This is a genomic window from Streptomyces sp. S4.7, assembly GCF_010384365.1.
Lineage (GTDB): Bacteria > Actinomycetota > Actinomycetes > Streptomycetales > Streptomycetaceae > Streptomyces.
Map to the genome: position 1 here is coordinate 7,535,139 of NZ_CP048397.1, position 12,166 is coordinate 7,547,304.

Sequence of the window (12,166 nt, forward strand, 5' to 3'; positions counted from 1 at the left end):
GGCCGAGCCCGGGGCCGGGTCCTCAGACGCCGGCCACTGCCTCTCGGCGCTGGATGATGTCCAGAATGTCCTGAACGCTCGCGACGTCGATCATCTCGCTGTCGTCGAGCGTGAGGAAGAAGCGCTTCTCCACCTGGACGAGGATCTCGACCAGCGAGAGGGAGTCGATTCCCAGGTCCTCCTCCAGCCGGTCCCCGGCGGTGATGTCCGCCCGGATCTCCGGCAGGACGTAGACGACGATCTCCCGCACTCTTTCCAGTGCCGTTTCCATGTTTCTCCCTCGGTGGTGGCGGGCGGATGCCGCGCCGGATGGGTGGTGACGATTCTTCGGTGCGTGAGGAACCCGTGGAGCCGGGATCCCGTGGGGGTCTCAGATGCTGTCGGCGGGGGCGACAGGAGGCAGGTCCGGCCAGATCAGCGTGGCCGCGGCCCAGGTGACGCCGCCGCCGAACGCGGCCAGCAGGACCTTGTCGCCCGCCTTCAGTTCCCCGGAGCCCATCGCGTCCATGAGCGCGAGCGGGATCGAGGCGGCGGAGGTGTTGGCCACCCGGTCGACATTGATGACCGCCCGGTCCTCGGGCAGACCGATCTCCTTGGCGGTCGCCGCGAGGATCCGGCGGTTGGCCTGGTGAGCGACGAGCCGGTCGACGTCCTCGACCGCCCAGCCCGTCTTCGCGAGTACGTCGAGAGAGGCCTCGGCCATCCGGGCGATCGCGTGCCGGTAGACGAGCCGCCCCTGCATGCCGAGATAGCTCTGTCCCGGGTCGGGCTCCGAGAGCGCCGAGCGCTGACGCGAACCACCGGCCGGTGTCAGCAGGATGTCCAGCTGATCGCCGTCACTCCCGAGCGTCTGGGCCAGCAGACTGCCGGGCTCGTCGGCCGTGCCGGCCCGGACCACCACGGCTCCCGCGCCGTCACCGAAGATCGGGGCGGTGATCCGGTCGTCGTGGTCCACGATGGTGGAGATGGCGTCGGCGCCGATGATCAGGCCGGTGCCGTAGACACCGGAGGCCAGCATGCCCGCCCCGGCCGACAACCCGTACACGAAGCCGGAACAGGCGGCGTTCAGGTCGAAGGCGGCGATCGTGCCGAGTCCCAGTCGGGAGGCGACGGCGGGCGCGGTGGAGGGGAAGGTGTGGTCGGGCGTGCAGGTCGCCAGGATCAGGAAGTCGACCGGGGGGTTCCCGGCCGCGTCGAGCGCGCGCCGTCCCGCCTCCACGGCCAGGTCCGACGTGGCGCCCTCGGGGTCGACGAGGTGGCGCTGCTCGATCCCCGTCCGTTCCCTGATCCAGTCAGGGGTGACACCGAGTCTCTCCGCCACCTCCTCGTTCTTCACGACGCGGGCGGGCAGGGACGCGCCGATTCCCGTGATGACGGCGGTCCTGGTGCCTGGGGCACTGTGCGTTTCCGGGGACATGGGTCCTCCTTGAGTGCGCGTGTGGTCGGCCCGGCGGGAATCCGTCGCTCTCCGAGGCCCGTTGCTTTCCTCATCGAACACCTGGTGCGAAACGGCCTGCGGCAGTTGTTCCGGCATTCGCGGAGCAGAACGGCCCGCCCGGACAACCGGCTCCGGGCTCCGGCTCACTTGCGGCCCGCGACCGTCGCCACCCGTGCGGCGGCCGGCTGGAAGGCGCGTACCAGGTGGAACACCTGGAACCGGGAGCGGCCGAGCTGGTAGCTGGGGCGGGCCGTACCGCTCAACAGCAGATCGCGCACCATACGGCCGCACTCCGGCAGGCTCCGCCCGGTCAGCGAGGCGACGTCGGCGAGCTCGAACTCGCCGTCCGCGCGGTCCCGTTCCCCGTCGCAGAGCCGGGCGAGCAGCGCCCTGCCGTCGGCCGGCAGCCGGGCGACCCGGCGCCGCAACGCCTCCTGGAACCTGGCCCCTTCGTCGTCCCCCGACAGATGGACCAGCAGGCTCACCAGGTCGTCCTCCAGGCACTGCCGCAGGGTCGCCAGGTCGTAGACGACCAGCCAGGAGGCGGCCGCCCGCAGCGCGGAGGGCAGACCGTCGAGCCTGCGGCAGACATCGGCGACCGCCGGCACGTCGTCCTGCGTCAGCGCGTACTCCGGCCTGGTGCGCCGCAGTTGGTCCAGGAAGAGACGTACGGCCGGTATCCGCCCCAGCGAGTCGGGGGTGTACTCCAGCGTGGTGTCCGGAGCCTCCAACGGGCCCAGCAGGAAGGTGCGTTCACCGGCGACCCCGTACGGGCCCTCCGAGGTCACCAGGATCCGGAGCTCCGGGCAGTCGCGCAGCAGCCGGTCGAGCTCGGCGGTGTCCGGGCGGTCGGTGAGCGCGCCGTCCACCACCAGCAGCGCGGGCCGGTCCGCCACGAGTTCGGCGAGCGCCGTGACATCGGCGTGCCGGTCCGTCCCGTCGGTGGTGCCCGCGGCGGGGGGCCGCGCTCCGGGCCGACCGAACAGCGCGTCGGCACATCCCGCGACCAGTGCGGCGAGACCCTCGGGACCGCTCTGCTGCCGGTACGCGACGGGCGGACCCGCGAAGGCCGCCCACAGCACGGGGAATCCGCTGCCGCTGTGCAACCGGGCGGCCACCTCCAGCGCGAGCCGGGTCTTGCCCACTCCGCTCAGGCCCATCACATTGACCAGGCGCTCGGTTCCGGAGGCGAGTTCGGCGGTGAGGGCGGCGGCCTCGGACTCCCGGCCCATCAGGACGTCCAGCGCGGCCGGCGGCACCATGGGCGTGGCGTCGTAACCCGCTTTCAGCGCCCAGCCGTATCGCCCCTGGCGGGCGGCGGCCTCCAGATCGGCGCGGGCCCGCGGGCCCAGCCGCAGCCCGTCGGCGATCAGACGTACGGTGGCGTGCCGCGGCCGGGTGGCCCTGCCCTGCTCCAGATCGCGGATGGCCCGCACACTGATGGTCGAGAGGTCCGCCAACTCGCGCTGCGTCAGGCCGATCCGGTCGCGGTGCCCGCGTACCAGCCTGCCGAACAGACCGATGTCATCGGCCGATTCCCCGTCTCTCTCCGCCTTGGCGCTCACCGTCTTGGCGCTCATCGTCACCTTCAACACTCCTCGCGTCGGGACCTGAGTCCGGGCGACAGGTGTTCCCTCGTTGTCCCGCCCCCGGACTGGAACTCCCGACCCATCGTCCGAATCCGGCTATCGGCGCGGCATCGCCGGAACAACGGTCCGCGGCTCTCCCACGACGCGTGGGGCGCGAGTGGAACCGACGGTGAAAGGATGTCCGTCATTGGTGATAGCGGCGGGTTAAAGGCCGCGATAGTCCCGAGTTTCCAGCTCTCCCTAAGTTCGGTGTCATCGAAGAGCGGAACCGAGGGAAGGAACCCCCGAGATGCGCGTCAACACAGTCCTCAAGAGCCTCGTCGTCACCGCCGTCATCGGCGGGACGGTCCTGATCGGCGGCACGGCCGCCCACGCCGCCGAGAGCGGCACGCCCGTCGCCCTGTCCGCGTCCCCCGCGTCCCCCGCGTCGGACGCCGTTCAGCCGGGCAACGACCCCTGGGACGTCCCGCAGCCGGGGAACGACCCGTGGGACATAGCGCCGAAGGCGAACAACCCCTGGGACAGCGCTCCGACCGGGAACAACCCCTGGGACAGCGCTCCGACCGGGAACAACCCCTGGGACAGCGCGCCGAAGACGAACAACCCCTGGGACTGACAGGGAAGGGACCTGGGACAGCCCGGCCGGTCGACGGACGCACCGGTCGGCCGGCGGCAGCGCCGCCTGGACAGCGGCACGGCCCGGAAAGCGGCCGGCCGCTCGCGACGGGCCGTTCGCCAAACCGCCGCCCGCTTCTACGGCAGCCGCGCGATATCGCTCCGTACGATCTCCGCACCACCGTGATCCATGATCTGCTCCCGCACCGCGAGTGCGCGGACGAAGAAGCCGCGGGCCTCCTCGTAACGCCCCTGGCCGGCCTTCAACTCGCCGAGATTACGCAGCAGATGGCCCTCGCCGATCAGATCCCCGCTCGCGCGCACCATCTCCAGCACACCGGTCAGCGTCCGCTCCGCCTCGTCGTGTTCACCGCGCTGGAACAGCACTTGACCCACTCGCCGCAGCGCACGCGCCTCACCGCCCGTGTACCCCACCGACCGGTAGATTCCGAGCGCCTCCTCCAACTGGGCGTGAGCGGCGGCCGTATGACCGCGTCTCATCCAGATGTGCGCGCTCTGCGTCAGTACGGTCGCCCTGCCGACGATGTCCCCGACCAGCCCGAAGTCGTGGATCGAGCGGTCGTAGAGTGCCAACGCCCGCTCGTCGTCGCCCGCTTGCCGTTCCAGAAGGGCCAGGTCCCGCCGGCACAGTGCCAGCCCGCCCCGGTCACCCAGTTCGTCGAAGATGGCCAGCGCCTGCTCCAGCGAATTCCTGGACTCCTCGGGCCGGCCACTGCTGAGGTACAACGTGCCGAGTGAGCCGAGCAGAGCGGCGGTGCCACGTCTGTTGCCGGATCTTCGAACCGCCGCGAGCGCCGCCCGGTGCGTCGTCTCCCAGTGGTCCAGATACCCACGTGCCTCGAACAGCGTCACCAAGGTGGTCGCGAGATCCCAGCACAGCTCGTCCAGCCCTTCCTTCGCCGCGTGCTCCACCGCGTTGCACAGATTCTCCTGTTCCCTGTCCAGCCAGTCGAGCGGGTCGGCGAGCAGCTCCTCCACGTACTCGGCCGGCGGTGCCCACCGCGGGGCCGAGCCGTGCAGCACGGTGTAGTCGCCGCCGTAGATCTTGCGATGGGCGCGCTCCGCCAGCGCGAGCCAGCCGCCCAGCATCCGCTCCGTCGCGCTCTGCCGCACGGACCGGCTGTCGGTGACGGCGAGCTGGTCACGCGCGTAGACTTTGATGATTTCGTGGAACCGGTAACGGAACTCGCCGGTGCTCTCCACCGAGACGACATCGAGCATCTGCACGTCGACCAGGGCCTCCATCAGGTCCGACGGCTGCGGGCGGTGGTCGTCCAGGAGCGCCCCCGCGAGCCAGCCCGGCAGCGTCGGCCCCTGCGCCAGACTGAGCAGGCGCAGCAGATGCCGGTCGGTGGGGTCGAGTCCGTCGAACGTGAGCGACAGGCTGGTCCGGATGGTCATCTCCCCGTAGGCCAGCTCGTCGAGCCGGTGGCGTTCGTTCGCCAGGCGGTTGACCATCGAGGCGAGTGACCAGTGCGGACGGGCGGCGAGCCGGGCGGCGACGATGCGCAGCGCCAGCGGCAGACCGCCCACCGTGCGGATCAGCGCCCGCGCCGCTTCCCCTTCGTCGGACACCCGGTCGGGGCCGAGGATCAGGCCCATCAGCTCCAGGGCCCGGGCCTCGTCCAGGATCTTCAGCTCGATGCGGCGCGCGCCGGGCAGGGCCGTCATCCGGGACCGGCTGGTCACCAGTACCGCGCAGTTGTCGCTGCCGGGGAGCAGCGGCCGGACCTGGCTCTCGTCGTAGGCGTCGTCCAGCACGACCAGGACCCGGCGGGTGGCCATCAGCGTGCGGTACATCTCGGCGCGTTCGTCGAGAGAGGCGGGGATCACCGGGCCGGGAATGCCCAGCGCCCGCAGGAAACGGCCGAGCGCGTCGGCGGGCGCGACCGGTTCGGCTCCCGCGCCCCGCAGGTCGCAGTACAACTGGCCGTCGGAGAAGACCTCTCCGCTCAGCCGGTGCGCGATGTGGGTGGCGGTCGTGCTCTTGCCGATACCGGGCTTGCCGATCATGACGACCACCCCGACCGCACGCCGGCCGGCGCCCCCGGTCAGCACGGCCTCGACCGTCTCGATCAGCGCCTTGTCACCGACGAAGTCGGCCGTGTCCGTGGGGAGTTGGTGCGGCAGCTCGTCACGGTGCCCCGGGTCTGCGGTGTTCGGCCCGGGAGCGACCGGTTCGACGGCGTTCTGAGCCGGGGCGGGCGGCCCGGCGTGCAGCGCGCTGTCGCCGGCGAGAATCGCCGTCTCCAGCAGACGCAGCTCCTCGCCGGGCAGCAGCCCCAACTCCTCGATCAGCAGATCGCGGCCCGCACGGTAGATGTCCAGCGCCTCGGCCTGCCGGCCGGACCGGTGCAGGGCGAGCATCAGCTGGCCGCGGAGCCGTTCCCGCAGCGGGTTCTCATGCAGCAACCGCCCTAATTCGCCCACCAGTTGATGATGGCGGCCGAGTTCGAGCTCCAGCTGGATATAGGTCTCGACGGCGTTCAGCCGGTCCTCGTCGAGCTGGAGCGCCTTGGCACGCAACGCGTCGCTGGTGACACCGCCGAGGCACTGACCGCGCCAGAGCGCCACCGCCGAGCGCAGCAGCTCGGCCGCCTCCGCGATCCGCCCCTCCTTGACCAGCACCCTGGCCTCTGCCGCACGGCGGTTGAAGAGCCGCAGATCCAGCATCTCGTCGGCGGCGCGCAGCAGATAACCCGGCGGCCGGGTGGTGATCGGGGCGTCGATGCCCGCCTCCGTGAGCCCCTTGCGCAGTCGGGACACACAGATCTGAACCTGGGTGCGCGCGGTGTCGGGCGGCTCCTCGTCCCAGATCAGGTCGACGAGGTAGTCGGTGCTCACCACCCGGTTGGCCTCCAGGAGCAGCGCCGCCAGGATCGCCTCCTGGCGGCCAGGAGGTATCCGTACGGGACCGAGGGGGCCACGCACCTCCAGCGGGCCGAGGATCAGGAAGGCAAGCTGTGCCGAGCTGGTCCGTTCCACTGCCGACGACTCGATCATGCGTCTCCAAGCTCGGACACATCTGCGACGTTTGGGCACAGTGTCAACGACCGTAAAACCGGTTGTCCATGGGGTGTGGATGGCTATCTTGGATATCCGTGTGTCTGGAAAGTAAATTCCGCGAAGCAGGGGCAGCCGGCCGCGGTCCGCCACTCGGCGTATGAGCTGTGCGTTCGTCAAGTCCCAGCGATGTGCCGCGTGTTGCCGGAGCGTTGCACAACTGACGATCGATCAGATGAGGATGCTACCGCCTGCTGTGACCCCTGGGGCGAGTGGTGTCTGTGACTGTTTGCCCGATCCTGCGCGTGGCCGATGTCTTACGCCCTCGGGTGGTCATCTGAATCGCACTCCGTTCCGATTCCGTTCACAGTAATAGCGCGGTGATAGTCCCCAGTAGTGACACTCGAAGAGGGTGTCGGAGCGAACCACGCATCGGGGCACGGACGCCTCGGTGCGAGTCGAGAGGAGTAGCCGTATGAGCGGCCTGTTTCCGAGGCGGTCGCCACAGAGTGCTGCCTCCATGGCGGCCGGAATCGATCATGTGCGGCTGTCCTATCACTACCGCGACACCGGGGACATCGATGCGTTCGGGTCGCTGCTGCACGAGGATGTGCAGGTCAAGCGGCCGGACGCGCCCTTCGGGCACGGCCGCGACGAGGTCATACGGCTGCACACACGCATGGCCGGAGCCAGGGAGCACCACCACATCTACAAGATCGTGGCCGATGGTGACTGCGTGGTGGTGACGGGGAGTTATACGGGGGCCGCCGACGGCGAGGGGGCGAACGGAGCCCACGCGGGGCCGCTGGAGTTCGCCGACGTCTTCACGCTCACCGACGACGGCATGCTGCTCGGCTACCGGCGGTTCTACTTCGTCGCACCGAGCTGAGGGGGGATCACCGCGCCTCCGGGCCCTCGGGGTTGCTCTCGACCCATTCCTGGAGCTGTTCCGGCGTGACCGTCGGGTCGGCGATGAGCGAATTCAGCGCGTCCGACGCGTGGACGGACGTGCTCACGGCGGGGCAGCGCCCGCACGCCGCCCGGCCGCTCTGCTGCCACCACTTGCAGCGAGCGCGCAAGTGGCAGCGGGGGAGCGGCTGTTCGTCGGAGGCGGGCAGCGTACGGATCTTGTCGACGAGCGTGCAGTCGTTGTTCAGGCGGTGGGCGCAACTGCTGACGCAGTGCGAGGCGAAGCGCAGCACCCGGCTCGGCTCGATGCCGTCCGGGATCATCGGCAGCAGTTCCTTGGCCGGAGCCGGTGTCGCGAGATAGGCCAGGGTGCCGTCCGACTGGGAGCGGACGCCGAGAACGACGGCCTCGGGCGCGAGCGCCTGTCCGCTGGGGCACCACGTGGTGGGTGCGGGTTCGGCAGCAGTTGCGACGTCGGGCGTGTTCTCGGTGTCCATGACTCTCCTCGGGGCGACGGTGTCAGCAGGCGGCGGTCGTGGCCGTGCCGGGCTTCGACTGGAGGGCGGGGCGGCCCACCGGGTCGCCGTTGAGGGCGACGGCCCCCTGGGCGGCCTCCAGAGCGACCGCCTGGGCCAGGTGCTCATGGAGCTCGGCGGTGCTCGTGATGCGCTCGGCCGCGGCCGGCGCCGGCGCGGCCACCGCGGCGGTGGTACCGACGGTCAGCAGCCCGGCGGTCAGGAGCGCCGCGGCGGCCGCTCGGTGGGTCTGGGGCAAAGGAGACATGAAGGGATCCCTTCGGGTGGACTGATGGAGCGCGTAGTGCGTTCCCCAAAGGACGCTAGGGGCGCTCGGACGGCACGACCGGCAGTCGTGGTGCCGGGTGGGGCGGCGGTTTCCGGTCAATGTCGCGAGCGCCGCCGCACGCTCCCGACCAGACGTTCATCGCGTGTCGACGACGAGGTTCGCGCCCCGGGCGGCGAACGACGGCGGTACGGGAGTCCGATCGCGTACGGCACACCATCACCATCACCGGCGCAGCGCCCCGGCGGGCTCTCCCGCCGGGGCGCTGTCGCGTGCACCGCCGATCGCGCGGCGAATCCTCCGGAACTCCGGCCGGGGGACGGGCGCCGAGAACAGCCGCTCAGCTCGGGCGGGTCGCGCGGGACAGGCGCAAGGCGGAGACGAGGAAGAAGATCCCCCCGAGCGCGGCGTAGCCGGCGAGGCTGCTCAGCGAGGGGGCGTCCTGCGAGGCGCCCCGGATGAAGGACGCGCCGGCCAGCACCGAGATGCCGCCGCTCGCGATCATGGCCCACTGGCCGCCCACCGCCCGGCGCCCGACGCCCACCAGGAGCTGGACCAGCCCGGAGAGGACCGCCCACGCGCCCCAGACGCGCAGCACGTCGGCCACGCCCGAGGTGCCCGCGACGGCGATGCCGATGGCGGCGAGAGAGCTGATGGCGATGTTCGCGTACAGGCCCTTGACCGGCCCGTCCGTGCGCGCCGACCTGGCATCGACGACGGCCGCGGCCACGTCGAATGCCGGATAGGCGAACAGCAGCAGCTGGGCCCCGAGGGTGAGTCCGGAGCCGGACACCAGCAGGAGCGCCGCCCACGCGGCGGCGAAGGCGAAGCGGACGACGTACAGCCGGCGCAGTGCGGTCGTGGCGCCGACGTGTTCGGCGGAGGCGAGCGATGCCATGGGGTTCTCCAGTGAGTGCGAAAAAGAGAGAGAACGATCTCTCTTGCTCGCAGCCTGGCACATCCGACCCGCCGAGACAAGAGTGAACGTTCTCCCCGCTACTATGGCGGCATGACGCAGACGGAAACCGGCGCGGGCCCCGGCAGGCGGGTCTCCGCAGCGCGGGAGCGGCTCCTGAGGACCGCAGGGCAGCTGTTCTACGCGGAGGGCATCCACACGGTCGGCGTCGACCGGCTGGTCGCCGAGGCGAAGGTCACCAACGCCACCTTCTACCGCCATTTCCGCAGCAAGGACGACCTCGCCGCCGCCTACATCGAAAGTGTCGACCAGGCGATCCGCGCCCAGATCGGCTCCCTGACGGGCACGGACATGCCGGCCGACGGCATCCTGCGGGGCATCGGCGCCTCCCTGGTCGAGCAGATCCGCTCGCCCGGCTACCGCGGCTGCGCCTTTCTCAACGCGGCAGCGGAATTCCCCGATCCCGACCACCCGGTCCACCGTGCCGTCGTACAGCACCGCGAGTGGTTCCTGCGGACGATCACCGGACTGTTCGCCGGGATCGCGGACACGTCCGCCGAGCACGCCGGGCGGCACTTCGTCATGCTCCGCGACGGCGCGATGAGCGCCGGCTACCTCGGCGACCCCGTCCTGGCGGGCGAGACCTTGCTGCGCGGCATCGAGGGACTGCTGCGGATCCACACCGCCGGCGGGCTCGACGAAGGCGCGGCTGCCACACCCGGCCAGTCGCCCCCGGCGCACACGGCTCCCACGGCGGTCCCCGGCATCGAGTGCTCACCGCCCGGTGCGTAACCAAGCCTGGGGCGCGGCCGGTTGGGCGGCCGTGCGGATCCGCCATCGAGGACGAGGAGGGGCCGCCACCCCATGACCAGAGACCAGCGGTTGGCCGCTGTCCCGTTCGAGCTCGTCTCCTCGGAGGGTTCGACCTGGGAGATCGATTCGGATGCCGCGACGGTGCGCACCACCGCCCACCCCCGCAGCGACATCTTCGTCGACCCCGCCGAGGGCGTCATCGCCAACGCGCAGACGCTGCTCAACGCCGCCACGTTGCTGGCCGGCCGCCCGCCGGGGACTTCCGGTTCAGCGCCCGGGTGAGCGTCGGCTTCTCCTCGACCTTCGACGCCGGGGTCCTGCTGCTGTGGATCGACGAGCGTCACTGGGCCAAGCTCTGTTTCGCATACTCCCCGCGGGGGCGGCCGATGGTCGTGTCCGTGGTCAACCGCGGCGTCGCCGACGACGCCAACGCCTTCACCGTCGACGGCGACTCGATCCGCCTGCGTGTCTCCCGCGTCGGTCACGCCATCGCCTACCACGCCTCCACCGACGGCACCACGTGGCACCTGATTCGCTACTTCGCCCTCGACGACCCCGCGCGCCGGGCACTGACCGGGTTCGAGGCCCAGTCGCCGACCGGGGAGGGCTGTGCCGTCACGTTCGACGAGGTGCGCTTCACCCGGGACCGCCTCGCCGACCTCAGAGACGGCTCCTGACCCACCCTCCCTCCCGGCCGGGCCTGGTCCGGCCGGCGCTCCCACGCCCGGCCCGCGAGGCAGTACGAGCCAGAGTGTACGTTCGTACGCTCCCCCTGTAGGGTCACGCACATGACAGTCGACACGCTGGTCCGGCCCACCGCGGTCGAGCGGCGGGCTCGTACCGCCGTCGCCGTGCTGTTCCTCACCAACGGGGCCCTGTTCGCCAACCTGCTGCCGCGCTACCCGGAGATCAAGGCCGGCCTCGGGATGAGCAACGCCGTCTACGGGCTGGCTGTCGCGGCGTTCCCGGCCGGTGCCATCGTGGCCGGACCGGCGGCCGGGGTGCTCGTCCGCCGTTACGGCTCGGCGCGCGTGGCGGTCGTCGGCACGCTGCTGACCGGCGCCGGCGCCCTCGCCGCGGGTGTCGCCGGATCGGTGCCCCTGCTCGCCGTGGCGCTGTTCCTGGCCGGGGCGACGGATGCGATCACTGACGTCGCGCAGAACGCGCACGGCCTGCGCGTGCAGCGCCGCTACGGGCGATCCATCATCAACTCCTTCCACGCCACCTGGTCCGTCGGCGCGGTCACCGGCGGCGCGATGGCCGCCGGCGCCATCGCGCTGGGTCTCTCTCGCGGGCAGCATCTGGCGATATCGTCGGTCGTCTTCGCCGCCGCGGCCTGCCTCGCCCTGCGCCACTGCCTGCCCGGCCCCGACACGGAACCGGAGGCCGAGGACCACCAGCCCAAGGACGCGCACGGCACCGGCACCGCCCGCCGCACGATGTACGTCCTGGTCGCCCTCGTCCTCATCGCCACCGCCGGCACACTCGTCGAGGACGCCGGGAACAGCTGGGCCGCCCTCTACCTCTCCGACTCCCTGCACGCCTCCGCCGCACTCGCGGCGACCGGCTACATCGCCCTGGTGGGCGCCCAGTTCATCGGCCGCCTCATCGGTGACCGCCTCGTCGACCGCTTCGGCCGGCGCACCGTGGCCCGCACCGGCGGTCTGATCGCCGCGGCCGGCATGGGCCTGGCCCTGGCCGTACCCACCTTCCCCGGCACCGTCCTCGGCTTCGCCGCCGCCGGCTTCGGCGTCGCGACCCTGGTGCCCGCCGCGATGCACGAAGCCAACGCACTGCCCGGCCTCAAACCCGGCTCGGGCCTGACGATCGTCTCCTGGCTCATGCGCCTGGGCTTCCTGCTCTCCCCGCCCCTGGTCGGACTCGCCGCCGACAGCACCAGCCTCCGGGTGGGCCTGCTGGTGGTCCCCCTGGCCGGGGTGCTCGTCGTACTCCTCGCCGGAGTGCTGCAGCCCCGGCGGCGCTGAGCGACACGTCCGCCCGGGCTCCGCAGTGGGCGGAATCCGGCATAAGGTACGTTCGTACGCTCTCCGGTGTAGGCTC

At 71.2% G+C, this 12,166-nt stretch carries 13 protein-coding genes; 6 read left to right on the forward strand and 7 right to left on the reverse strand.

The window, feature by feature from the left end; genetic code table 11:
* Positions 1–22: 22 nt before the first annotated feature.
* The 3 genes from SSPS47_RS33000 to SSPS47_RS36110 form a co-directional block, all read right to left on the reverse strand.
* Positions 23–271 carry an acyl carrier protein gene (locus SSPS47_RS33000; RefSeq protein ID WP_164254092.1) on the reverse strand — a complete coding sequence of 83 codons (249 nt, stop codon included), beginning with the start codon at positions 269–271 and terminating at the stop codon, positions 23–25.
* Between the two features lie 99 nt (positions 272–370).
* The gene (locus tag SSPS47_RS33005; protein ID WP_164254093.1) at positions 371–1,417 is read right to left on the reverse strand and encodes a beta-ketoacyl-ACP synthase III; all 1,047 of its coding nucleotides are present in this window, start codon (positions 1,415–1,417) and stop codon (positions 371–373) included.
* Between the two features lie 164 nt (positions 1,418–1,581).
* Positions 1,582–3,018: a helix-turn-helix domain-containing protein gene (locus SSPS47_RS36110; RefSeq protein WP_164254094.1), complete on the reverse strand. Its 1,437-nt coding sequence runs from the start codon at positions 3,016–3,018 to the stop codon at positions 1,582–1,584.
* A gap of 298 nt (positions 3,019–3,316) precedes the next feature.
* Here SSPS47_RS36110 and SSPS47_RS33015 point away from each other — a divergent pair, with 298 nt between their 5' ends.
* Positions 3,317–3,643, forward strand: a complete 327-nt coding sequence (locus tag SSPS47_RS33015) for a hypothetical protein (RefSeq protein ID WP_164254095.1) — start codon at positions 3,317–3,319, stop codon at positions 3,641–3,643.
* A 137-nt stretch (positions 3,644–3,780) separates the two neighbouring features.
* Here SSPS47_RS33015 and SSPS47_RS33020 read toward each other — a convergent pair whose 3' ends face one another.
* The gene (locus tag SSPS47_RS33020) at positions 3,781–6,648 is read right to left on the reverse strand and encodes an AfsR/SARP family transcriptional regulator (RefSeq protein WP_239065162.1); all 2,868 of its coding nucleotides are present in this window, start codon (positions 6,646–6,648) and stop codon (positions 3,781–3,783) included.
* 538 nt (positions 6,649–7,186) lie between these two features.
* Here SSPS47_RS33020 and SSPS47_RS33025 point away from each other — a divergent pair.
* Positions 7,187–7,555: a nuclear transport factor 2 family protein gene (locus SSPS47_RS33025; protein WP_164254097.1), complete on the forward strand. Its 369-nt coding sequence runs from the start codon at positions 7,187–7,189 to the stop codon at positions 7,553–7,555.
* A gap of 7 nt (positions 7,556–7,562) precedes the next feature.
* On the opposite strand, the gene SSPS47_RS33030 is transcribed toward SSPS47_RS33025, so the two are convergent.
* The 3 genes from SSPS47_RS33030 to SSPS47_RS33040 all read right to left on the reverse strand — a co-directional run bounded on the left by SSPS47_RS33030 (position 7,563) and on the right by SSPS47_RS33040 (position 9,274).
* Positions 7,563–8,072 (reverse strand): hypothetical protein, encoded by a 510-nt coding sequence (locus tag SSPS47_RS33030; RefSeq protein WP_164254098.1) that lies wholly within the window; start codon positions 8,070–8,072, stop codon positions 7,563–7,565.
* 22 nt (positions 8,073–8,094) lie between these two features.
* A complete protein-coding gene (locus SSPS47_RS33035) occupies positions 8,095–8,358 on the reverse strand; it encodes a hypothetical protein (RefSeq protein ID WP_078073543.1) in 264 nt (87 codons plus the stop codon).
* Positions 8,359–8,716: 358 nt separating this feature from the next.
* Positions 8,717–9,274 (reverse strand): hypothetical protein, encoded by a 558-nt coding sequence (locus SSPS47_RS33040; RefSeq protein ID WP_164254099.1) that lies wholly within the window; start codon positions 9,272–9,274, stop codon positions 8,717–8,719.
* Positions 9,275–9,385: 111 nt separating this feature from the next.
* Between SSPS47_RS33040 and SSPS47_RS33045 the strand changes: the two genes are divergently transcribed.
* The 4 genes from SSPS47_RS33045 to SSPS47_RS33055 all read left to right on the forward strand — a co-directional run bounded on the left by SSPS47_RS33045 (position 9,386) and on the right by SSPS47_RS33055 (position 12,090).
* On the forward strand, positions 9,386–10,084 hold the full coding sequence (locus SSPS47_RS33045; protein WP_164254100.1) for a TetR/AcrR family transcriptional regulator: 699 nt from the start codon (positions 9,386–9,388) through the stop codon (positions 10,082–10,084).
* 72 nt (positions 10,085–10,156) lie between these two features.
* Complete coding sequence (locus SSPS47_RS35845; RefSeq protein WP_239065163.1) at positions 10,157–10,387, forward strand: hypothetical protein; 231 nt, start codon at positions 10,157–10,159, stop codon at positions 10,385–10,387.
* Positions 10,384–10,782 carry a DUF1349 domain-containing protein gene (locus SSPS47_RS35850; protein WP_239065164.1) on the forward strand — a complete coding sequence of 133 codons (399 nt, stop codon included), beginning with the start codon at positions 10,384–10,386 and terminating at the stop codon, positions 10,780–10,782. The genes SSPS47_RS35845 and SSPS47_RS35850 overlap by 4 nt, the downstream gene beginning before the upstream one ends.
* Positions 10,783–10,893: 111 nt before the next feature.
* Positions 10,894–12,090 (forward strand): MFS transporter, encoded by a 1,197-nt coding sequence (locus SSPS47_RS33055; RefSeq protein WP_164254101.1) that lies wholly within the window; start codon positions 10,894–10,896, stop codon positions 12,088–12,090.
* Positions 12,091–12,166 lie beyond the last annotated feature (76 nt).

What these genes read in the sequence shown, in the direction of transcription:
- SSPS47_RS33000 (WP_164254092.1), bottom strand. Translation starts at nt 271, where the DNA reads ATGGAAACGGCACTGGAAAGAGTGCGGGAGATCGTCGTCTACGTCCTG.
- SSPS47_RS33005 (WP_164254093.1), bottom strand. Translation starts at nt 1,417, where the DNA reads ATGTCCCCGGAAACGCACAGTGCCCCAGGCACCAGGACCGCCGTCATC.
- SSPS47_RS36110 (WP_164254094.1), bottom strand. Translation starts at nt 3,018, where the DNA reads ATGAGCGCCAAGACGGTGAGCGCCAAGGCGGAGAGAGACGGGGAATCG.
- SSPS47_RS33015 (WP_164254095.1), top strand. Translation starts at nt 3,317, where the DNA reads ATGCGCGTCAACACAGTCCTCAAGAGCCTCGTCGTCACCGCCGTCATC.
- SSPS47_RS33025 (WP_164254097.1), top strand. Translation starts at nt 7,187, where the DNA reads ATGGCGGCCGGAATCGATCATGTGCGGCTGTCCTATCACTACCGCGAC.
- SSPS47_RS33030 (WP_164254098.1), bottom strand. Translation starts at nt 8,072, where the DNA reads ATGGACACCGAGAACACGCCCGACGTCGCAACTGCTGCCGAACCCGCA.
- SSPS47_RS33035 (WP_078073543.1), bottom strand. Translation starts at nt 8,358, where the DNA reads ATGTCTCCTTTGCCCCAGACCCACCGAGCGGCCGCCGCGGCGCTCCTG.
- SSPS47_RS33040 (WP_164254099.1), bottom strand. Translation starts at nt 9,274, where the DNA reads ATGGCATCGCTCGCCTCCGCCGAACACGTCGGCGCCACGACCGCACTG.
- SSPS47_RS33045 (WP_164254100.1), top strand. Translation starts at nt 9,386, where the DNA reads ATGACGCAGACGGAAACCGGCGCGGGCCCCGGCAGGCGGGTCTCCGCA.
- SSPS47_RS35845 (WP_239065163.1), top strand. Translation starts at nt 10,157, where the DNA reads ATGACCAGAGACCAGCGGTTGGCCGCTGTCCCGTTCGAGCTCGTCTCC.
- SSPS47_RS33055 (WP_164254101.1), top strand. Translation starts at nt 10,894, where the DNA reads ATGACAGTCGACACGCTGGTCCGGCCCACCGCGGTCGAGCGGCGGGCT.